This window comes from Candidatus Thermoplasmatota archaeon, from assembly GCA_035540375.1.
Classification (GTDB): domain Archaea; phylum Thermoplasmatota; class SW-10-69-26; order JACQPN01; family JAJPHT01; genus DATLGO01.
Map to the genome: position 1 here is coordinate 1 of DATLGO010000101.1, position 20,567 is coordinate 20,567.

Consider the following 20,567-nt stretch of genomic DNA (forward strand, 5'->3'; position numbering starts at 1 on the left):
CCCCTATGCGAAACCCTTATCTCCCAGCCCCAGTCTGTCGGGTCGACCGTCGCGGCCCCGTCCCTCGGTGGACGAAGGCTTCCACGGATCGCCGAAAAGGAGTGTTCCACATGGCACGCATGCACGCCCGCCGCAAGGGCAGCTCGTCGTCCGTCCGCCCCACCCGCGAAAAGATCCCCGACTGGCAGGGCCTCGACAAGGCCGAGGTCGTCGAGACGATCGTCAAGCTCGCGAAGGAAGGCAAGACGCAGGCGCAGATCGGCCTCGTCCTGCGCGACCAGTACAGCGTCCCCAACGTGCGGCTCGCGACGGGCAAGAAGCTCCAGGCCATCCTCGAGGAGCAGGGCCTCGCGCCGAAGATCCCCGAGGACCTCCAGAACCTCATGAAGCGCGCCGTGCACCTGCGCGGCCACGTGAAGGAGCACGCGAAGGACCACTCCAACGCGCGCGGTCTCTCGCTCATCGAGAGCAAGATCCGCCGCCTCGCGAAGTACTACAAGATCCAGGGCCGCCTCCCGGCCGACTGGCGCTACTCGGCCGAGACGGCGGAGCTCGTCGTCGAGTAAGGGGGCGAACCCCACGGCTCTCGCCGGAGAGGCGCGCAGGGCGGCCGACCTCCTCCGCTCGGAGGAGACGGTGCGTCTCGTCGCCGCGCGCTCCGGCGACGCCCTCGCCGCAAGCGCCATCCTCGCCCGCGCCCTCGAGCGCGAGGGCGTCGGGTTCCAGCTGACGCTCGCGGATTCCCTCACCCCCGAGCTTGCCGATCGCATCGCCGCCGGCAAGCACGCGGTCGCCGTCGCGATCGGCCTCGGCGACGCGTCCGCGGACCGGCTCGCGCCGCTCGCCGCGGGCGTCGTGCTCGTCGACGGCGCGCACGGACCCGAGGACCCCGTGATCGCGGCGCGGCTCACGGCGCACGCGGGACGCTACGACGCGTCCTCCGAGGCGTCGCTTTCCTTCCTCGCGCTCCTCCTTGCGCGCTCGCTCGCGGCGCGGCACCTCGACCTCGCGCCGCTCGCGGTCGCGGGCGCGCTCGCGGATCGGCAGCGGCCGCTGCGCGGCCTCAACGGCGAGCTCGCGAGCGAAGCCGTCGAGACGGGCGCGCTCCGCGCGACGCGCGAGATGGCGCTCGACGGCGGCACGATGCTCGACGCCCTCGCGGGCTCGCTCGACCCGTTCCTCCCCGGCCTCACGGGCCGCGCCCGCGCGGCGAAGAAGCTCCTCGACGAGGCCGGGATCGCGCCCGACGCCTCGCCGCGCGCGCTGGACGTCGCCGCGCAGGAGCGCCTCGTCTCGCTCCTCGCGCTCCGACGCCTCGAGGCCGGGCTCGCGCCCGACGACCTCGTCGCGACGCGGCACCGCGGCGCCGACGGGGTCGCCCCCGACGCGGCGGCGTGGGGGCTCGAAGCGGCCGCGCTTGCCGGCCGCCCCGCGCTCGCCTTCGGCGACGCCGCGGGCCTCCTCGCCGCGGGCGCCGCCCTCCGGGAGCGCGTGCTCGCGCAGGCCCTCCGCGCGGAGCGCGACGGCCTCCTCCTCGAGGGCGCCGTCGCGACGCTCGCGGTCGCCGAGGGGGACCTCGCGACGTCCCTTGCGGGCGTCGCCGCGTCGCACCTCGCGCCGCCCGGGGCCCGCGCGGCGCTCGTGCGCGTCCGCGCCGACGGCGGCGCCGCGTTCGTCGGCCGCGCGACGGCGCGCGCCGCGCCCGACGACGACCTCGGCGCGGCCTTCGCGGCGGCCGCGAAGGCGCTCGGCGGCGCGGGCGGCGGCCGGCGCGGCGCGGCGCACGCGTTCGTGCCGGAGGACGCGGCGCACGCGTTCGCGGGCGAGGTCGCGAAGCGGCTCGGGGGCGCATCCGCGTGAAGTGCCGCGCCCGCGTGTCCCTCGCGTTCGACGACGCCGCGACGGCCGAGGCCGTCCGCGCGTCCCTCGCGCCGGACGACGGCGGATTCATCGCCTCGCGCGCCGAGGGCGCGATGCTCGTCGCTCAGGCCGAGGCGGCCGACCCGCTCTCGCTCCTGCGCACCCTCGACGACTGGCTCGCTTCCGCAGCCCTCGCGGAGAAGGCCGCGCGCGCCGGCAAGGGTCCGTGAGCCGCGTGTCCCGCCCGGAGCCCGCAAGGATTTAACGCCGGGGCGACCGTTCCCGCGTTCGTGACCATGCAGTTCGACCTCGCGGGACGCTTCGTCCTGAGCGCGGACGCGAAGGCCGCCGAAGCCGCCATCCGGGCGTTCTTCGAGGAGGCGAACGCCACGATCCTCAAGCGCAAGGGCGCCGAGCCCGGCACCGACGAGGCGCGCGTGCACGACGTCCGGGTGGAGGGCTCCACCATCCACGTCAAGGTCGAATCGAAGGGCCGCCTGCGCGCGCACGACGCGCTCCTGCGCCTGCGCAAGGCCATGGGCGAGAAGCTCGGGAAGGCGCACCGCCTCGGCGTGCGCGACGTGATCATCGACGCCTACGAGGTCACCTTCGAGCTCGAGAAGCCCGTGAAGCATCCCGTCATGGTGCCCTTCGCGAAGGCCGTGCGCGTCGAGGACCGGACCGCGACGCTCGAGCTCGCGAACGTGGACGCCGAGTTCCTGGAGAACAACTACATCGATCGCATGATCAACCTCGTGCGCGAGAAGGTCAACCTCCAGCACTACGAGGGCAAGGGAGAGTACCACCGCACGATGTGGTCGTCGCCCTCGAAGGAGCCGCGCTGGGACCGCAACCCGACCGAGGCCATGGTGGAGCGCGACTGGCTGAAGCAGGGCCCGACGAAGGGCAAGTGGGTCTTCCGCCCCCAGATCGCGGCGATCATCCGCGCGATGGAGCGCATCGCGGTCGAGGAGGTCCTGAAGCCCGCGGGCTTCCAGGAGATCATGATCCCGCACCACGTCCCGTTCGACGTGTGGCTCAAGTCCGGCCACATGCACGGCGTCCCGAACGAGATCTACTACGTGAGCGAGCCGCGGACGCGCGACGTCGCGGAGTGGCAGGAATTCATCGACCTCGTCAAGATCACGCGCAAGGTCCCCACGGACAAGCTCCTCGCCAACCTCTCTCCGCCGAACGCGGGCATCTGCTACGCGCAATGCGGCAACATCTACTGGAGCTTCCAGCAGCGCACCATCGCCGACGCGTCGCTTCCCGTCCAGGTGTTCGACCGCGCGGCCGTGAGCAACCGCTACGAGTCGGGCGGCCGCCACGGCATGGAGCGCGTGGACGAGTTCCACCGCATCGAGCCCGTGTACATCGGAACGCGCGAACAGCTCCTCGACGTGCGCGAGAAGCTCGTCGCGCGCTACAAGCACGTGTTCAACGAGATCCTCGACCTCGAGTGGCGCATGGCCTGGGTCACGCCGTTCTTCCTCGCGCAGGAAGGCCACGACAAGGAGGTCGTCGAGACGGACAAGCTCGAGGTCGGCACCATCGACTTCGAGGCGTGGATGCCCTACCGCGGCTCCCGCGAGGAGAGCGAGTGGCTCGAGTTCCAGAATCTGAGCATCGTCGGCAAGAAATACACCGATGCGTTCAACATCAAGGCGCAGCGCGCGGACCTCTGGAGCGGCTGCTCGGGCATCGGTCTCGAGCGCTGGGCCGTCGCGTTCCTCGCGCAGAAGGGCATCGACCCGGCGGACTGGCCGGCCGGATTCCGCAAGTTCCTGCCCGAGCTGCCGAAGGAGACGCAGTTCCTCTGAGCGCGACCGGGCGTCGCGACGCGCGACGCCCGCGCGCGGGCCGCTTCAGGCGGCCTTGCCGAGCTTGATCTTGTCCTTGAAGCCCTTCACGACGCCCTTGCGCCGCAGGTAGGACAGGAGGCTGTGGATGCGGCCGAGCGGGATCTTCGTCTTGGCCTGGATGTCGGCCGCGGAGTGCGCGCCGCCCTTGATGGCCTCGATGATCGCCGTCGTCTGCTTGGGCCGGCGGCCGGGCTTCCCCTTCGGGCCCTCGGCCTTCGGCGGGTGGGCCGACGCCGCGTGGGTCTTGGCGTCCTTGCTCGTCGGGAACGTGCGGTAGCAGCCCGTACACACGTACGAGGTGACCTTGCGGATTCGGCGCTGCACGGTGGCCCAAAGAGGGGATAATATTTGTCGGTTTCGGGTCGCCTCGACTTTGGCATCGAGTTCGAACCTGTCCAGTTTACGCTGAAAAAGCCCGGCCTCGGAACCGAGAATGAGGAAAATTGCGTGCTCACGGCCCGGACGATGTTGCGTCAAGGATGCAGCTTTTCACGGAACCACCGGTCGACGGCCGCCACGGCTTCCGCGCCCCTCGTGTCGCCGAAGACGGAGTGGCCCGTGGGGAGCTCCACGAGGCGCTTGTCGCCCGCGAGCGCCTTGTACACGGCGCGGCTGTTTTCCGGCGCGACGACGCGGTCGTGCGTCGCGACGATGACGAGCACGGGCTTCGCGACGGTGCGGGCCCAAGCCTCGCCGTCCACCGATAGCCCTTCGTCGACCCAGGCGAGGCTCGCAGTCTTCTGCAGGAACCCGCGCTCGCGCGCCCGCGCCGCCGCGGCCTGGTCGTCGAAGAGGCGATCGTAGGCCTTCGCGTACCGGTAAGGGAACTGGATGGGGGGAAGGCCGAGCCGCGTCGCGGCTTTCGAGACCCGCCCGAGGAGGGGCACGGCGCCGCGCTCGAGCGACGTCATCTCGTGCCGGAGCGTCCGGAGGGGCGCGACGACGGCGCCGGCCTTGAACTCCTCCGCCTCCGCGAGCACGGCGAGCGCCATCGGACCCCCGGTCGAGTGTCCCACGATGCCGAGCGGCGCCTCGAAGCCCTGCTCGCGCAGGAAGGCGCCCGCGCGGCGCGCGTCCGCGACCATCCAGGCGCGCCCGGTGCGCCCGCGCGGGCCGGTGGACCCGCCGTGTCCGGTGAAGTCGATCGCGAGCGCGACCCACCCGCGTTCCGCGAGGCGTTCGGCCGCCTCCGCGACCTCGAAGCGCGAGGAGAGGAAACCGTGCACCAGGACGAGGCAGCCGAGGGGCTTGCCTTCGGGCGTGGCGAGCGTTCCCGCGAGGGTCTCGGGGCCGTGCGGGATCGAGACGAGGGTCACGTCCATGGGGGGAACCCATGCACAGGAAAGGATTTAATCCCCCAGGCGAAGGACCGGACGTGCGTCACCCGCGACGGAACGGGCCCCCCGCGCCCCGGAAGCGACCCCGGCTCCCGGTCGCCTTCCACGCCGCCATGCTCGTCCTCGCGGTGCTCGGCCTCCTCACGGGCATCGTCGACGTCGCGATCCCCTTCCTCACGGGAGGGGCCCCCTTCTCGCTCCTCTTCGCGCTCACGGAGGCCTTCGGCCCCGGCTACCTTCTCGCGCACATCGTCGTCCACAACCTCGGTCTCGCATGCGTCGTTCCCGGCATCGCATTCCTCGCGATGGCGAAGGAGAAGGATCGCGACCTGCGCCGCGCGATCCCGTGGATCCTCTTCTTCGCGGTCGCGCTCTCCGTCGTCTCGGGCGTGCACTACCTCTTCGACGCCGGGCTCTACAAGGGCCCCTCCATGCTCCCCGTGATCGTCCTCGAGGTCGGGGCCGTCCTCGGCCTCGCGCTCGCGGGCTTCCTCGCGTACCGCGATTTCGTTCCGACGCCCGCGATCGGCTGGAGCCTCGTCGTCCCGACGCGACGCCTCGTGCCCGTCTTCGCGCTCGCCTCCGCGAGCCTGCTTCTCGCCGGGGCGCTCGAAGTGCGCGCCCTCGGCGCGATCTGAGCCGACGCCTATTTCGCGGATTGCGACCTTGGCCGCCCATGCGCCTCGACGGTCCAGCCCTGCGCGCCCTCGCCGCCCGCGCGCTCCTCGTGGGCGCCGCGATCTTCGTCCTCGTCCTCGTCCTCGACGGCGCGGCCGTCCCCACGCTCGACCTCGAGCCGCGCGCGCGCCAGGCCCTGCGCGTCGCGCTCATCGTCGCGGGGGTCATCGTCGCGATGACGCTCATCCGGCGCTTCTTCCGCCCGCGCATGCGGACCCTCGCCGGCGAGGCTCCCACCGCGTTCGCCTCGTTCGCGCTCGAGGTCGCCGCGCTCCTCGGCGGCCTCGTGCTCGCCCTTCGCGCCTTCGGCGTCGATCCCTCGACGATCCTCCTCGCGTCGGGCGTGGCCGCGGTCGCGATCGGCTTCGCGGCCTCGACGTTCATCACGAACGTCCTCTCGGGCATCCTGCTCGTGACGAGCTATCCGATCCGCGTGGGCGACGACATGGTCGTCACCGTGGCGAACCAGACGGTGCGCGGCGTCGTCTCGGAGACCGGGCTGCTCTACACCTCCGTCGCGACGGACCACGGCGAGGTCGCGGTGATCCCGAACGGCGCGCTCGTGACGGGCGGCGCCTTCGCGCGCCGCGCCTCCTCGCGCGCGCTCGGCAGCCGCATCGAGATCCCGGTTCCGCCCGTCGCGGATCCCGCGGCCTTCGAGGCGCGCCTCGCGGCCGCCGCCCGGCGCCACGGGATCCCGGCCCCGACCGTGCGCCTCACCTCCGTTCAGGCGGCGGGCGTCGGCGCCGTCGCCTCCGTCGAGGCCCCGATTGGCGGCCGCGAGCACGTCCTCGACAAGCTCGTGCGCGCCGTCGCCGAGGCGAGCCGGCCGGCGTGAAGCGATGCCGCTATCCGTCGCGCGGCGCTTCGCGGCCGCATGACGGAAGCCTCGCCCGCGAAGGACGCGGGCATCGCCTCGCAGTTCCGCGCGTTCCTCGAAAACTACGGCGTCATCGGCCTCGCGATCGCGTTCGTGATCGGCGCCGCCCTCACCTCGCTCGTGAAGGCCGTCGTGGAGGGCCTCCTCATGCCCATCGTCGGAGCGCTCCTCCCGGGCGGGTCGTGGCGCGAGGCCACGTGGCAGGTCGGTCCCTTCGATCCGTTCCAGGTGGGACGCATCCTCGGGGAGACGCTGAACTTCCTCATCATCGCCGCGTTCGTGTTCCTCGTCGCGAAGGCGGTGCTCGGGGAGGCGAAGGTGGGGAAGAAGTGAGGCGGATCGCAATCCTTCAGGAGGCGGGACGCATCCGCGGGTCCTGATGTTTCCATGCGCACGCCCATGAAGCTCGCGATGTCCCTCCTCATCGTCGCGGCCCTCGCCGCCGGAACCGTTCTCGCCTCGGGCCCCGCGTTCCCCGCGACGGAGGGCGCGAAGTGGCGCGCCTGCGTCGCCGAGAAGGGCAAACAAGCCTGCCGCGCCGCGTGGGACCGCCACGCCGCGATGGAGGCCAAGTGGGAAGCCTGCGTCGCCGAGAAGGGCGAGGAAGCCTGCAAGGCGGCCTGGCGCGAATCGCAGGCGAAGGCCTGAAGCGGACCCGAAGTCCTCGTCCCGAGGCTCGCCCCACCCCCAAACCCTCATATACCCCCTCCGCCGTCGTCGGCTCACCTTCCGCGCGAGGGTCCCTCGGCTCAAGCCGGCCCCTTCGGGGGCGCGACCCGCAGACCGTGGTGTGGATGAGCCCGCTCTCCGCGCCGCGCGCGTCGGACCTGATGGGCTTCCGCCACGCTTCGACCGCGGAAGGACCTCAGGTGCATTGCGATGGCCCAGGACAAGGGTGAAGAGAAGGGCAAGAAGAAGGCAGTCCAGCGATCGTCCACGCGCAAGGTCAAGGACAAGTGGAAGTCCAAGCAGTGGTACACGATCAAGGCGCCCAAGATGTTCAACGCGGTCGCGATCGCGGAGACGCTCGCGGACGACACGCCGAAGCTCCTCGGCCGCGTCGCGGAGGCGACGCTCCAGGACCTCACGGGCGACTTCTCGAAGATGCACATCAAGGTCTACTTCAAGGTCAACGGCGTCGCCGGCACGGACTGCGGCACGAAGTTCGTGGGCCACGAGCTCACGAGCGACTACGTGCGCCGCCTCACGCGCCGCAAGCACTCGAAGATCGACCACGTCGTCGACGCGACGACGAAGGACGGCTTCACGATCCGCGTGAAGCCCTTCGCGGTCACCGAGAAGCGCGCGAAGACCACGCAGGAGCAGGACATCCGCCGCATCGCGACGAAGATCGTCCAGGACTCGGCGCAGGGCCGCTCCATGCCCGAGTTCGTCCGCGACGTCGTGAACGGCGAGCTCGGCCAGGCCATCTTCAAGGAGGCCCGCAAAGTCTACCCGCTGAAGCGCGTCGAGATCCGCAAGAGCGAGGTCCGCCGCGAGCCCGAGGGCTACGTCGAGGACGTCGAGGTCTTCGCGGCCCCCGCGCCCACGAACGGCGACGCCGCCCCCGCCGACGAGGAAGTCGTCGAGGACATCAGCGCGTCCCTCGAGGAGGGCGTCGAGGTCAAGGCCGAAGAGGAGCTCACCGAGGAAGAGCGCGTCCAGTGACGCGCTGATCCCCGTTCCCGGCGCGCCTCAGCGCGCCGGGGACACTTTCCATGTCCCTTCCGGAGATCGGCTCGCTCGCCTTCGCGCTCACGCTCGCGCAGGTCGCGGTCGTCGGCGCCATCGGCGTCTACACCTACCGGAAGGACATGCTGAACGCGATGGGCGCGTTCACCGCGTTCGCGATGGGCGCGACCATCGTCGTGTTCACGAACGTCCTCTGGCTTTTCCTCCTCTTCTCGCTCCTCGGCCTCGCCTCCGTCGCGACGCGCTTCCATTTCAAGGAGAAGGAGAAGCGCAAGGTCGCGGAGAAGGGCGGCGGCCGCCGCGCGACGCGCAACGTCGTCGCGAACGGCCTCACGCCGACCGTGATTGCGCTCCTCACGCCCGCCATCGTATCCCAGTGGGGCGTCGGCCCGGCGGCGATCGCGTACGTGAGCGCCGTCTCCGTCGCGGCCTCCGACACGCTCGCCTCCGAGTTCGGGAGCCTCGCGAAGCGCGTGTACATGATCACGACGTTCAAGCGCGTGCCGCCCGGCGTGGACGGCGGCGTTTCCGCGATCGGCCAGACCGCTGCCCTCGCGGGCGCGTTCATCATGGCGCTCATCGGAGCCGTGATGGTCGCGGTGGTTCCGCTCGCGGCGGGCGCCCTTGCCCCCTTTCCGCCCGCGGCGCCCTTGACGGTCTGGCTCGTCCTCATCCCGACCCTCGTCGGTTTCATCGGGTGCCAGGTGGACTCCGTCCTCGGCGCGACGCTCGAGGTCGACGGCCTCCTGAACAAGGAGGAGGTCAACCTGCTCTCGATCACCGCGGGCGCGGGCCTCGGGTTCGCGCTCGCCCTCCTCGTGTGAGGCGTCGCAGGCTTTTTCCCGCGCGAGCCGGTTCGCGGCCGCGATGAGGGTCCGACCCGCGCTCCTGATCGTGCTCGACGGCTTCGGCTGCCGCGACGCCGACGAGGCGAACGCCATCCGCGCGGCGAAGAAGCCGACCCTCGACGCGCTCTTCGCGGAGTGCCCGTGGACGGAGCTCGCGACCTCCGGCGAGGACGTCGGGCTCCCGCCGGGCCAGATGGGCAACAGCGAGGTCGGCCACATGAACCTCGGCGCGGGTCGCGTCATCTACCAGATGCTCTCGCGCATCGACAAGTCGATCCGCGACGGGGACTTCTTCGAGAATCCGACGCTCGTCGCCGCCGTCGAGGCCGTGAAGTCGAACGGAGGTCGCCTGCACCTCCTCGGCCTCGTCTCGGACGGTGGCGTCCATGCCTCGCAGGAGCATCTCGTCGCGCTCCTCGACCTCGCGAAGCGCCGCGGCCTTTCGGGCGACCGGGTGCAGGTCCACGCCTTCACGGACGGGCGCGACACGGGACCCACGACGGGCGTCGGGTTCCTCCAGGCCCTCGAGAAAGCGATGCGCGAACGCGGCGTCGGCCGCATCGCCACCGTCGGCGGCCGGTACCACGCGATGGACCGCGACCAGCGCTGGGACCGGACGAAGCGCGCGTGGGACGCCATCGTGCGGCGCGAGGGCGCCTCCGCGGCCTCCGCCGTCGCGCACGTCGAGGCCTCGTACGCGAAAGGGGTCACGGACGAGTTCGTCGACGCCGCCGTCGTCTCGGGCGGCGCCCCGGTCGCGGACGGGGACGCGGTCGTGTACTTCAATTTCAGGCCGGATCGCGCTCGACAGCTCACGCGCGCCTTCGCCGAGGAGGGCTTCGCGGGGTTCGATGCCGGGCGACGCCCGCGCGTCCACTTCGCGACGATGACGCGCTACGACGAGACGTTCCGCCTGCCTTTCGCCTTCGGCGACGAGCGTCCGACGGAGACGCTCGGCGAGATCGTCGCGCGGGCGGGCCTCAGGCAGCTGCGCGTTGCGGAGACCGAGAAGTACGCCCACGTCACGTATTTCTTCAACGGCGGGGAGGAGAAGGAGTTCCCGGGCGAGCGACGCGTCCTCGTGCCGTCCCCGAAGGTCGCGACGTACGATCTCAAGCCCGAGATGAGCGCGTCGGGCGTCGCGGACGCCATCCTCGCGGGGCTCGAAGCCGGGGATCTCTCCCTCATCGTCGCGAACTTCGCGAACTGCGACATGGTCGGCCATTCCGGTCGCTTCGACGCGACGGTCAAGGCGGTCGAGACGGTCGATCGCGCCCTCGGACGGATCCTTCCCGTCGCCCGCGCGAAGGGGTGGCACGTCTTCGTCACGGCGGATCACGGGAACGCCGAGGAGATGGCGAACCCCGACGGATCCCCGCAGACGGCGCACACCACGCTGCCCGTTCCCCTCATCCACGCCGCGGGCGCAGGACCGGGCGAGAAACTCGCGCGGGGCATCCTCGCGGACGTCGCGCCCACGATGCTCGCCGCGATGGGGCTTCCGAGACCGCGGGCGATGACGGGCCGGGACCTCGCGGCCTAATCCTCGTCCTTCACGACGCCCGTCGAGAGGCGTCGGGGGACGCGCGGTCGGGACGCCGGTTCCTCGCCACCGACTGCGGGAGCCGGCTCGGCGGGCGCGGAAAACGGCGTCGGCGCGGCGGCCTCGACGACGGGGGGCGCCGGAGGCGCCTTGACCTCCACCCGGCGCGGGCGCGCGGCGCGGCGGGCGGGGAAGAACGTCGGAACGATGAGCACCGTCAGGAGGAAGATGAGGAAGATGGCCACGGTCGTCCCGACCATCGTCTTGCGGACGGCGAGGTCGCTCATCTGGGTGAAGATCGCGAAGGACCCCGCAGTCGTCACAAAGGAGAACAGGATGGCCTTCCCGGTCGTCTGGAAGACCTCCTCGGTGTCGTCGCCCTTCTGCGCCGCCATGGCGAGATGAAGGGAATAGTCGGACCCCATCGCGAAGATGAAGATGAGCGGGAGGGCGAGGGTGATCGCCATCCCGATGCCGAGGAACGGAAGCGCCCCGAGCCACACGAGCGCGGTCGCGAAGTTCGCGACGCCGACGGTCGCGGCGGTGCGCAGGTTGCGCGCGACGAGGAGCACGATGATGACGACGGTGATGTTCACCGCGACGCTCATGTACGTGAGCCACGGCACCTCCTTCGCGACGAAGAGGTAGTTGGTCGCGGTGTTGCCGGCGAGAGCGACCTTCATGCCGGGAGGCCGGAGGCGCTCGTTCTCGTCGACCGCCCGCCAGACCTGCGTCCACGCCTCCGAGGCGTCCTCGAAGGTCGCCGCGCGAAGCGAGAACACCATGATGGCGGTGTCCTTCTTGGGGTGGTTGTAGAAGAGATTCGCGAACTCGAAGAGGGGCGTCGTCTGGATCTCGTCGAGGAGGGCGTCGACCTCTTCGCGGGTCGCGGGGTAGGGCCGGTCCACCGGCGCGTTCGGACGCTTGCCGAGGTTCTCGAGGAGAAGGAACTGGGCCGCGCCGGGGACGCCCTCGCGCACGGTGAGGTACGTCCGCATGAGGAACGGAAGCGTGCGGAGGGTCTGCGTGACGACGCGCTCCTCCTCGCGCAACGAGGCCTCGATCGCCTCCATGTACATGTGCGAGCGCGGATCCGTGATGTCGCCTTCGAACACGAGGACGTTCGCCTTCTCCTCGGGCGTGTCGACGTTGTAGAAACGACGGAGACCCTCCTCGTGCTCCTTGCGGAACGGGTCGTCGGGGAGCCAGTTGCGCGGCGGATCCCCGAAGTTCTCGGTCCCGAGCCGTTGCGACGAGGCGTAGGCGCCCGCAAGGACGCCGAGGAGCACGATGACGACGAGAATGCGCGCGCGGCTCACGCCGACCGCGATGGCGCCCATGGTCGCCGCGGGTTTGTACGATCGCTCGCGCACGCGCGGGTTCAGGATCGTCACCGCGGCCGGGATGAACAGGACGCTCAGCAGGTACATGCTGAGCATCGCGATGGAAGCGAGGACGCCGAGCTGCGCGATGAGGAGACTCGGCGAGGCGATCATGACGATGAGGCCTGAGATGGTGGTGAGCGTCGCGACGAAGAGCGCGAGCGCGCCGTGGCTTCCAGCCTTCGCCCAGGCCTCGGAAGGGCTCGAGCCGCGGGCGCGGTTCAGCTGGAATTCGTTCACCATGTGGATCGAATAGTCGATTCCGACGCCCAGGATGAGCGGGACGATGGTGAGGTTCAGCGTGTTGAGCGCGATGCCCATGTGGCCCATGACGCCGAAAGTCCACGCGACGGCGAGCACGAGCGCCGCGAAGGCGACGAGGATGAGCTTGACGGAGCGGAACGCGAAGAAGAGCGACCCGACGATGAAGGCGCCCACGATGGGCATGAGGAAGGCGAAGTCCTTCGACGTGAGATCGGAGGCGTGCGCCGCGGAGACGACGAGGTCGGCCGTCACGAGCGGAGGGTTGTCCCCGGTGAACACCTTGTACGCCTTCGGGTCGCTCTCGGCCCAATCGACGTAGGCGTCGCGCAGGCGGATCGCCTCCCGCCCGAGCTCCTTGCTCGTGAGGGGCGTGTCGGGCGAGGGGATGAGGAGGACGGCCGACGTCTTCCGGTCGGGCGACATGACGGCCGTGACTGTGCCCGGGATCGCGGCCCAGACGCCCCGGTCCACGCTCGCGTACTGGAGCTCGCCGTACGCGTCCGTGCCGGGCAGCGCATAGGACGCGTCGGGGGCTCGGATGCCGCCCGCGATCGTCCAGTTGATGATGCGGTAGAAGTCCGGGATCGCGACCGAGCCGGTGTAGGGCGTGCCGGGTTGCGCGCGCACGAACTCGAGGAACTCGTCGAGCGCGCGGACGTACACCTCGTCCGAGATGTTCGCGTGCTGCGGGTTCGTTCGCCGGTTGGGCAACTTCGCGTTGTCGCGGGCCCACGCCTCCTCGCCGGGAACCGTGAACTGGAGCGTGACCTGCTGCGTGAAGGCGCTCTTGAACTTGTCCGTCAGGTTGTGCGCCGCGGTCGAGTTGTGGTCGCCGCGGGGCAGCACGTCCGCGACGTCGACGTCCGTGTGCACCTTCGCGAGGCCGCCCGCCGCGCCGACCGTGAGGAGCGCGAAGACGGCGAGAACGACCAGGGGCGATCGCGAAGCGGCGGCCGCGGCGCGCCCGATGAGGTTAGACTCCGCGCGGTGGAGGCGCCCGAGCCGGGCCGCGCGCGCGGCGAGGAGCGCCGGCGCGGCGCCCGCGAGCGCGCCGATCGAGGCCGCGAGCCAGGCGAGATGCGCGATGTGGGCGGAGGCGGGAAAGGGGACGCTCGCGGCGGTCGCGAGGACGGCGGCGGCGCCGAGAAGCGCGACGGCGCCGAGCGTGACGCGCAGGACGTAGGCGTCCGTCGCCGTCGAGCCGCCGCGGGCACCTTTCGGGATGTCGCGGCCGGAGAGCGCGAGGAGCACGCCCACCGGCGCGAGGAGGCCCGCGAGGAAGACGGCGAAGGTCCCGGCGAGCGGCACGGCTTTCGACGCAGGCACGACGGGCGATGGACCCTGCACGTACCAGTCCGCCGTGAAGCCCGTCTGGGTCAGCTCGCCCGCAAGCGAGCCGCCGACGTGCCCGAGCAGGGCGCCGAACGCCGCGAGCGCGAGGGCGACGAGCCAGACCGGTTTCGGTTGCCCCATCGTGCGATCCCGCCTCGATCCGTGCGCGACGCCAATAAGGTTATGGTCGACGCGCAATCGCCCGCGTGGTGACCGCGCTCGCCTTCGACCGCGAAGGCTCAAATGGCGCGAGGCCCTACGCGGCCGCAAGCGTCATGCTCGTCGGTCTCGTCGGCAAGCCCAACGTCGGCAAATCCACCCTCTTCGCGGCGGCCACGCTCGCGCCCGCAGAGATCGCGAACTATCCCTTCACCACGATCGAGCCGAACCGCGGCATGGGTTTCGTGCGCGTCGCGCCGTGTCCACACGTCGCCGTCGGTCTTGCGGCCTGCACGCCGAGGACGGGCCTCTGCCGCAACGGCGTCCGACTCGTCCCGGTGGAGCTCCTCGACGTCGCGGGCCTCGTGCCGGGTGCGCACGCCGGGAAGGGCCTCGGCAACAAGTTCCTCGACGATCTGCGACAGGCCTCCGCGCTCATCCACGTCGTCGATGTCACGGGCTCGACCTCCATCGAGGGCAACCCCGTCCCGAAGGGGAGCCACGATCCCAGGGAGGACATCGCCTTCCTCGAGGACGAGATCGCGCACTGGATCGCCGGCATCGTCTCGAAAGGCTTCGACCGCGCCGCGAAGGCGATCGTGATGAAAGGCGAGAAGCTCGAGCGCGTCCTCGCGGAGCGGCTCGCGGGCCTCGGTATCGACGAGCACAAGGTGGGCCTCGCGCTCCAGAGGTCGATCGCCGGCGGCGACCCGACGAAGTGGGACGAGGCGACCCTGCTCGACCTCGCGCGGCGCGTCCGCGAGATGTCGAAGCCGATGGTTGTCGCGGCGAACAAGGCGGACCTCCTCGGCGACGACGAGGTCGCGAAAGCGACCGCCCTCACCGGCGTCACCGTGGTCCCGACGAGCGCAGAGAGCGAACTCGCCCTCCGCCGCGCGGCGGAAGCGGGCGTGATCGAGTACCTTCCGGGCGACGCGACGTTCCGCGTGAAGGAGCCCACGAAGCTCACCGCGAAGCAGAAGGCCGCGCTCGACTACATCGAGAAGCACGTCCTCGCGCGATTCGGCGGCACCGGCGTGCAGAAGCTCCTCGAGACCGCGACCTACGAGCTCCTCGACCTCGTCCCCGTGTTCCCTGTCGAGGACGACACGCACTTCACCGACAAGGAGGGGCGCGTGCTCCCGGACGCGCACCTGCTCAAGCGGGGCGCGAACGCGAAGGATCTCGCGTTCAAGGTCCACACGGAGCTCGGGGAGCATTTCATCCGCGCGGTGAACGCGAAGACGAAGCGCGTGATCGGCGCGGACCACGTCCTCGAGGCGGGCGACGTCGTCCGCATCGTCGCGGGACGTTGACCCCGCCGACGGCGAGGGCTTGACGCGGCCTGGCCGGCCCGGTCGCCGACGCTCAGCGCCCGCGGGCCGCAGCCCGGGAGGGCCCGCGGAACTCCCAGCGGTCCGCGACGCGCAGCTGGACGCGGCGGCCGCGCAGCGTCGCGCGCTGCATCGCGTCCATCACGTCCTGCACGCGGTCCTCGGGAACCTCCGCGACGCTCATGCGCGGGAGGATGTCGATCCGTCCGACGTCGGCGCCCGTGAGGCCGCCCTCGTTCGTGAGCGCCCCCACGATGTCGCCGGGGCGCGCGCCGTCGTCGCGGCCGACGCTGAGCGTCAGCGCGACCATGGGCCCGCCTCGCTCGCGGCGCGCGGGACCGCCGCGGGGCGCGGGGCGCTCGTGGCGCGGGTGGGCGCGGGCGCGGCGCGGCTCGAGCGGCGGCATGCGGAAGCCTTCGAGCGGCGCGAGCCGTCCGAGCAGGACGGCGGCGAGCGCGCGGAGGTCGCGGCCCGCCGCGACGGCCGCGTCCACGGCCGCGAGGTGGTCCTCCGCGGGGGTCTCGACGCGCTCCGCGAGCCAGGCGCCCGCGTGACGCGCGAGGGCGGCGCGCACCTCGTCGTCCGTCGGCACCTCGGCCCAGGGGAGGCGGTGGCCGACCGTGCGCTCCACGCCGCGCAGGCGTCCGCGGTCGGCGGGCGTCACGAACAGGTAACTCTTGCCGTCGCGGCCCGCGCGGCCCGTGCGGCCGATGCGGTGGACGTACGTCTCTGTTTCGCGCGGAGCGTCGTAGACGACGACGTGCGAGATGCAGTCCACGTCGAGACCGCGCGCCGCCACGTTGGTCGCGACGACCACGAGGCCGCGGCCCTGCCTCAGCTGCGCGAGAACGCGCTCGCGCGACTCCTGGGGCATTCCGCCGTGGAGCGCCTCGGAGGCGACGCCCTTCGCGCGCAGCTCGTCGACGAGGACGTCGACGCTTTCGCGCGTGTGGCGGAAGACGAGCGTCCCCGTCGGACGTTCCGCCGCGAGGATGCGGACGAGCGCGTCCGTCTTCTCGACGTGGTCCACGGCGACCGCGAACTGCTCCGTGTTGGCGTTCGCGACCGAGGCGTTCGGCGCCTCGGCGACGATGTGCTCGGGCGCGCGGAGATAGCGTCGCGCGAGGTCGGCGACGGCCGGAGGCATCGTCGCGCTGAAGAGGAGCGTCTGGCGCTCGGGCCCGACGGCGTCGAGGATGGCCTCGACCTCCTCGACGAATCCCATTTTGAGCATCTCGTCCGCCTCGTCGAGGACGACGAGCCGGGCCGACGCCGCATCGAGCGTGCCGCGCTCGATGTGGTCGCGCAGGCGCCCCGGGGTGGCGACGATCACGGAGGCCTCGCCGGCCGCGAGGGCGCGGGCCTGCGGGCCGAACGCCGAGCCGCCGTAGAGCGCGAGCGCGCGGACGCCGGCCTTGGCGCCGATGCGGTCGATCTCGGCCGTCACCTGCTGCGCAAGCTCGCGCGTGGGGACGAGGACGAGACCGGGACGGCCGTCGAGCGCCGCGACGACGAGCGGGATGCCGAAGGCGGCCGTCTTGCCGGTGCCGGTCTGCGCCTGGCCGATGAGGTCGCGACCTTCGAGGAGCTTCGGGATGGCGGCGGCCTGGATCGGCGAGGCTTCGACGAAGCCCATCGCGGACAAGGCGGCGAGGACGCTCTCGGGCAGGGGAAACGAATCGAACTGGACCATGCTATCACGTTCTGACCGAGCGCCCGGGATTGGCCCGCACACAACACGACCGCGGTCACACCGAAGAGGGCCGGTCAGGACGAAGGGTCAGGCCGCTGAAGTCGGTCCTGCTATTTGAAGCCGACCTTGTCCCGCGCGACCGGACACGCTCCCCGGCCGCCCGGGGGAGAGTCTATACAGCAGCGACCGGTCGCGATTGCTCGCACGAAGCGACCACGCCGGGCCGCGCCCTCGCAGAAGCGACACGATGCACCTCGCCCGCGACGCGCCCCCCGGCCCCGCCCGTACGCTTCGATCCGACGCGGCCTGGGTCTGGCCCGTCGCGGCGATGCTCCTCATCGTCGCCTTCGGCGGCTACGCCGTCTTCCGCGCGGCCGAGGCGACGCACTATCTCGCCGACAACGGACGCTACCACTACGCCTCGCCCTTCGGCCACCCGGACCTCACGTATCTCGCGCCCGACCTCCTGCGCGGCCTCCCGATCCTCGGCGCGGCGCTCGCCTCGCCCGGGACCTTCCTCCTGCCCGTCCCGTTCGCGCTGCGGGCGAGCTGCTACTATTATCGGAAGATCTACCACCGAGGCTTCTTCGCGCGACCGGGCTCGTGCGCGGTCCCCGCGCGTCGGGGCCGCGGCTACAAGGGCGAAACGGGCCTCTTCGCGATCAACAACCTGCACCGTTTCGCGCTCTACGTCGCCCTCGTCGCCCTCGCGTTCAACCTGCAGGACGCCGTCCTCGCGTTCGCGACGCCGCACGGCTTCTATCTCGGCGTCGGGACCGTCGTCCTCGCGCTCAAGGTGGCCTTCCTCGCGTTCTATCTCCTCGGCTGCCACAGCCTGCGCCACCTCCTCGGAGGCGGCCTCGACGCCTACGACTGCGACCTCGCGGGCCGGACGCGGCGGCGCCTCACCGCGGGCGTCACGGCGCTCAACGCGCGTCATCCCCTCTGGGCGTGGGTGAGCCTCGCGTGGGTCCTCGTCGCGGACGTGTACATCCGCCATCTGGCGCTCTCGGGGGACGCGACCTTCCTCGGCCTCCCGGCTTGATCCGGAAACCGTTATGGCGACGGCGCCCGTCATGGGCCCGTGGCAGGCGACATCCTCCTCGGCCTCGGGGCGATCCTCGCGCTCGGGGTGGCCTCGCAGTGGTTCGCGTGGCGCGTGCGCCTGCCGTCCATCCTCGTCCTCCTCGTCGCCGGCTTCCTCGCGGGATCCGTCACGGGATGGCTCGATCCGGACGCGCTTTTCGGCGACCTTCTCTTTCCAGGCGTCGCGGTGGCGGTCGGCATCATCCTGTTCGAGGGCGGTTTGTCGCTGAGCCTCAAGGAGATCCGCGGCCACGGACCCGCGGTCACGCGGCTCATCACGGTAGGCGCGCTCGTCGCGTGGCTCGCGGGCGCCGCGGCGGCTCACCTGCTTGCGGGCCTCTCGTGGCCCATCGCGCTTCTGGTCGGCGCGATCCTCGTGGTCACCGGACCCACCGTGGTCGGGCCGCTCCTCAGGCACGTCCGCCCGCGGGGTCCCGTGGGCGCGGTCGTGAAGTGGGAAGGCATCCTCATCGACCCCGTCGGGGCGCTCCTCGCGGTCATCGTCTTCAAGGCCACCTTCGCGGCTTCGCTCGCGGAGGTCACCGGCCTCGTCGGGACGGGCGTCGTGCGCTCGGTCGCGACGGGCGTCTTCATGGGCGCGCTCGGGGCGGGCGCCCTCTACGTCATGCTCTCGCGACGGTGGCTCCCCGACCACCTCGAAAGCCCCATCGTGCTCTCGTCCGTCGTCGCCGTGTTCGTCGCAAGCGACCTCCTTGCGAGCGAATCCGGCCTCCTCGCGACGACGCTCATGGGTGTCGCGCTCGCGAACCAATCGCGCGTGCACGTCCACCGCATCGTCGAGTTCAAGGAGAACCTGCGCGTCCTCCTCATCGCCGTCCTCTTCATCGCGCTCGCCGCGCGGGTCCGCCTGGAGGACCTCGCCGCCGTCGGCGTCGGCGGCATCCTGTTCGTGACGGCGCTTCTCTTCGTCGTCCGTCCCGCGAGCGTGCTCGCGAGCACCGTCGGCACGAGCCTCGCATGGCGCGAGCGCGCCTTCGTGGCGTGGCTTGCGCCGCGCGGCATCGTCGCGGCGGCCGTCGCCTCCATCTTCGCGCTGCGGCTCGAGGCCGCGGGCCATCCGGAAGCGGGCCGACTCGTCCCCCTCGTGTTCACCGCCATCGTGGCCACCGTGGCCGTGTACGGCCTCACCTCCGGTCCCGTCGCCCGCGCCCTCGGGCTCTCCGGGCCGCGGCCCCAGGGCGCGCTCGTCGTCGGAGCGGGTTCGTTCGCCCGGGCCTTCGCCTCGGCGCTTCGCGCCGAGGGGCACGGCGTCCTCCTCGTCGACACGAACCTGAAGAACGTCGAGGCCGCCCGCGCGGCGGGACTCGACGCGACGCCGTCGGACGCGCTCGCCGAGACCTTCCGGGAGGACCTCGACCGCGACGACCTCGGTCGCCTCGCGGCGATGACGCCGAACGACGAGGTGAACAGCCTCGCCTCGCTCGCGTACGCCGGCCGCTTCGGGCGGAACGAGGTTTACCAGACCGCGACCGCGGCGATGGCCCGGGAGGGGGCGGCGACAAGCGCCGTCGGCCATCTTCACGGACGCGTTCTCTTCGGCGACGAGGAGACCCTCGCGTCGCTCGAGGCGCGCCTCGACGCAGGCGATCGCGTCCACACGGCTGTGGTCGCGCCGGACGGGACCGTCGCCGCGCGAGCGGGCCCGAGCGGCAAGGCGCCGACGCCTCTTTTCGTCACGGACGAAGGTCGCCTCGTCCTCGCGACGGCCGCGGACGACGCCGCGCTCAAGCCGGGCTCGCGGCTGACGTATCTCGGCGGCGAGGCCGAGAAGCCTACTTGATCCCGAACCCGACGTGCGCCTCGCTCTCAAAGGCGACGGGCCCGTCGCCGAAGCGCGCGCGGACGCGCTCGACCAGGCGGGCGCGGAACGCGTCCCGGAACGCGGGCGGCGCGCGCTCGACGAGAAGACCGCTCGGGACCGCGCGCTGCCCCTTGTCCGCGAACCATGCGGCCGACGGGAAGACGAGGGTGCGGCGCGCCGTCGAGACGCGGACGTCGCGGAAGCCCGCCTCGCGCATCTCCCGGGCGAGCGTCGCGGGATCGGCGAAGCAATGCGCGGGGGAAGTCGCCTCGTCGGGCGCGTCGGGAACCATCTCGGCGAGCGTCTCGGCCACGGGCGCGACGTGGCCCACGCGCTCGGGCGCCGACCAGCCGACGACGACGGCGCGGCCGCCGTGCTTGAGCGTGCGCCGCATCTCGGCGAAGCCCGCGGCGCGGTCGGCGAAGAAGATGAGACCGAACACGCTGAAGGCCGCGTCGAACGCGTCGTCGCTGAATTTCAGGTCCTCGCCGTCCATGACGATGGCCTCGACGTTCGCGAGCTTCGCGGCGCGCGCCTTCGCCCGCAGGCGCTCGACCATCATCGGGGCGAAGTCCGTGGCGACCACGCGCGCCCCCGAGCGGGCGGCCTCGAGCGCGAGCGCGCCCGTTCCCGCGGCGACGTCGAGGACGCGCTCGCCCGCCTTCAGGCCGGCGACGCGGAGCGCCTCCTCGCAGAAGGGCGTGGTGACCGGCGCCATGAGGTCGTCGTAACCGGCCGCTGCGTCGTCCCAGCCATCGACGGTGAGCGCGGATGCGCGAGGTTCCATCGCGG

At 71.6% G+C, this 20,567-nt stretch carries 19 protein-coding genes; 14 read left to right on the plus strand and 5 right to left on the minus strand.

Going from position 1 to position 20,567, the window contains the following annotated elements; all coding sequences use genetic code 11:
- Positions 1 to 110: 110 nt before the first annotated feature.
- The 4 genes from VM889_12270 to VM889_12285 all read left to right on the plus strand — a co-directional run bounded on the left by VM889_12270 (position 111) and on the right by VM889_12285 (position 3,683).
- Positions 111 to 566, plus strand: coding sequence for a 30S ribosomal protein S15 (locus VM889_12270; protein ID HVL49327.1), 456 nt, complete (start codon positions 111 to 113; stop codon positions 564 to 566).
- Between the two features lie 70 nt (positions 567 to 636).
- Positions 637 to 1,860, plus strand: coding sequence for a hypothetical protein (locus VM889_12275; protein ID HVL49328.1), 1,224 nt, complete (start codon positions 637 to 639; stop codon positions 1,858 to 1,860).
- Positions 1,857 to 2,090: a KEOPS complex subunit Pcc1 gene (locus VM889_12280; protein HVL49329.1), complete on the plus strand. Its 234-nt coding sequence runs from the start codon at positions 1,857 to 1,859 to the stop codon at positions 2,088 to 2,090. Before VM889_12275 ends, VM889_12280 begins: the two co-directional genes overlap by 4 nt.
- Positions 2,091 to 2,156: 66 nt before the next feature.
- Positions 2,157 to 3,683, plus strand: coding sequence for a serine--tRNA ligase (locus VM889_12285; GenBank protein HVL49330.1), 1,527 nt, complete (start codon positions 2,157 to 2,159; stop codon positions 3,681 to 3,683).
- 45 nt (positions 3,684 to 3,728) lie between these two features.
- On the opposite strand, the gene VM889_12290 is transcribed toward VM889_12285, so the two are convergent.
- Both VM889_12290 and VM889_12295 read right to left on the minus strand, forming a co-directional pair.
- Positions 3,729 to 4,049: a hypothetical protein gene (locus tag VM889_12290; protein HVL49331.1), complete on the minus strand. Its 321-nt coding sequence runs from the start codon at positions 4,047 to 4,049 to the stop codon at positions 3,729 to 3,731.
- Positions 4,050 to 4,198: 149 nt separating this feature from the next.
- Positions 4,199 to 5,047 carry an alpha/beta fold hydrolase gene (locus VM889_12295; GenBank protein HVL49332.1) on the minus strand — a complete coding sequence of 283 codons (849 nt, stop codon included), beginning with the start codon at positions 5,045 to 5,047 and terminating at the stop codon, positions 4,199 to 4,201.
- Between the two features lie 53 nt (positions 5,048 to 5,100).
- Between VM889_12295 and VM889_12300 the strand changes: the two genes are divergently transcribed.
- From VM889_12300 to gpmI, 7 genes are all read left to right on the plus strand, one after another.
- A complete protein-coding gene (locus tag VM889_12300; protein HVL49333.1) occupies positions 5,101 to 5,700 on the plus strand; it encodes a hypothetical protein in 600 nt (199 codons plus the stop codon).
- Positions 5,701 to 5,738: 38 nt separating this feature from the next.
- Positions 5,739 to 6,578, plus strand: a complete 840-nt coding sequence (locus VM889_12305) for a mechanosensitive ion channel domain-containing protein (protein HVL49334.1) — start codon at positions 5,739 to 5,741, stop codon at positions 6,576 to 6,578.
- A 39-nt stretch (positions 6,579 to 6,617) separates the two neighbouring features.
- A complete protein-coding gene (locus tag VM889_12310; protein HVL49335.1) occupies positions 6,618 to 6,953 on the plus strand; it encodes an MscL family protein in 336 nt (111 codons plus the stop codon).
- A gap of 54 nt (positions 6,954 to 7,007) precedes the next feature.
- Positions 7,008 to 7,268 (plus strand): hypothetical protein, encoded by a 261-nt coding sequence (locus VM889_12315; protein HVL49336.1) that lies wholly within the window; start codon positions 7,008 to 7,010, stop codon positions 7,266 to 7,268.
- A gap of 231 nt (positions 7,269 to 7,499) precedes the next feature.
- Positions 7,500 to 8,288 (plus strand): 30S ribosomal protein S3ae, encoded by a 789-nt coding sequence (locus VM889_12320; GenBank protein ID HVL49337.1) that lies wholly within the window; start codon positions 7,500 to 7,502, stop codon positions 8,286 to 8,288.
- A gap of 50 nt (positions 8,289 to 8,338) precedes the next feature.
- Positions 8,339 to 9,136 (plus strand): DUF92 domain-containing protein, encoded by a 798-nt coding sequence (locus tag VM889_12325; protein ID HVL49338.1) that lies wholly within the window; start codon positions 8,339 to 8,341, stop codon positions 9,134 to 9,136.
- Positions 9,137 to 9,179: 43 nt separating this feature from the next.
- Positions 9,180 to 10,703 carry a 2,3-bisphosphoglycerate-independent phosphoglycerate mutase gene (gpmI, locus tag VM889_12330; protein ID HVL49339.1) on the plus strand — a complete coding sequence of 508 codons (1,524 nt, stop codon included), beginning with the start codon at positions 9,180 to 9,182 and terminating at the stop codon, positions 10,701 to 10,703.
- Here the strand turns inward: gpmI and VM889_12335 are convergent.
- Entirely contained in the window at positions 10,700 to 13,822 is a 3,123-nt protein-coding gene (locus VM889_12335) for an MMPL family transporter (GenBank protein ID HVL49340.1), read from the minus strand. The genes gpmI and VM889_12335 overlap by 4 nt on opposite strands.
- 68 nt (positions 13,823 to 13,890) lie before the next feature.
- Here VM889_12335 and VM889_12340 point away from each other — a divergent pair, with 68 nt between their 5' ends.
- Entirely contained in the window at positions 13,891 to 15,156 is a 1,266-nt protein-coding gene (locus VM889_12340) for a redox-regulated ATPase YchF (GenBank protein HVL49341.1), read from the plus strand.
- A 52-nt stretch (positions 15,157 to 15,208) separates the two neighbouring features.
- Here VM889_12340 and VM889_12345 read toward each other — a convergent pair whose 3' ends face one another.
- A complete protein-coding gene (locus tag VM889_12345; protein ID HVL49342.1) occupies positions 15,209 to 16,867 on the minus strand; it encodes a DEAD/DEAH box helicase in 1,659 nt (552 codons plus the stop codon).
- Between the two features lie 247 nt (positions 16,868 to 17,114).
- Between VM889_12345 and VM889_12350 the strand changes: the two genes are divergently transcribed.
- Both VM889_12350 and VM889_12355 read left to right on the plus strand, forming a co-directional pair.
- Positions 17,115 to 17,912 (plus strand): succinate dehydrogenase, encoded by a 798-nt coding sequence (locus tag VM889_12350; protein ID HVL49343.1) that lies wholly within the window; start codon positions 17,115 to 17,117, stop codon positions 17,910 to 17,912.
- Between the two features lie 39 nt (positions 17,913 to 17,951).
- On the plus strand, positions 17,952 to 19,754 hold the full coding sequence (locus tag VM889_12355; GenBank protein HVL49344.1) for a cation:proton antiporter: 1,803 nt from the start codon (positions 17,952 to 17,954) through the stop codon (positions 19,752 to 19,754).
- On the opposite strand, the gene VM889_12360 is transcribed toward VM889_12355, so the two are convergent.
- Complete coding sequence (locus tag VM889_12360) at positions 19,747 to 20,562, minus strand: methyltransferase domain-containing protein (GenBank protein HVL49345.1); 816 nt, start codon at positions 20,560 to 20,562, stop codon at positions 19,747 to 19,749. The genes VM889_12355 and VM889_12360 overlap by 8 nt on opposite strands.
- Positions 20,563 to 20,567 lie beyond the last annotated feature (5 nt).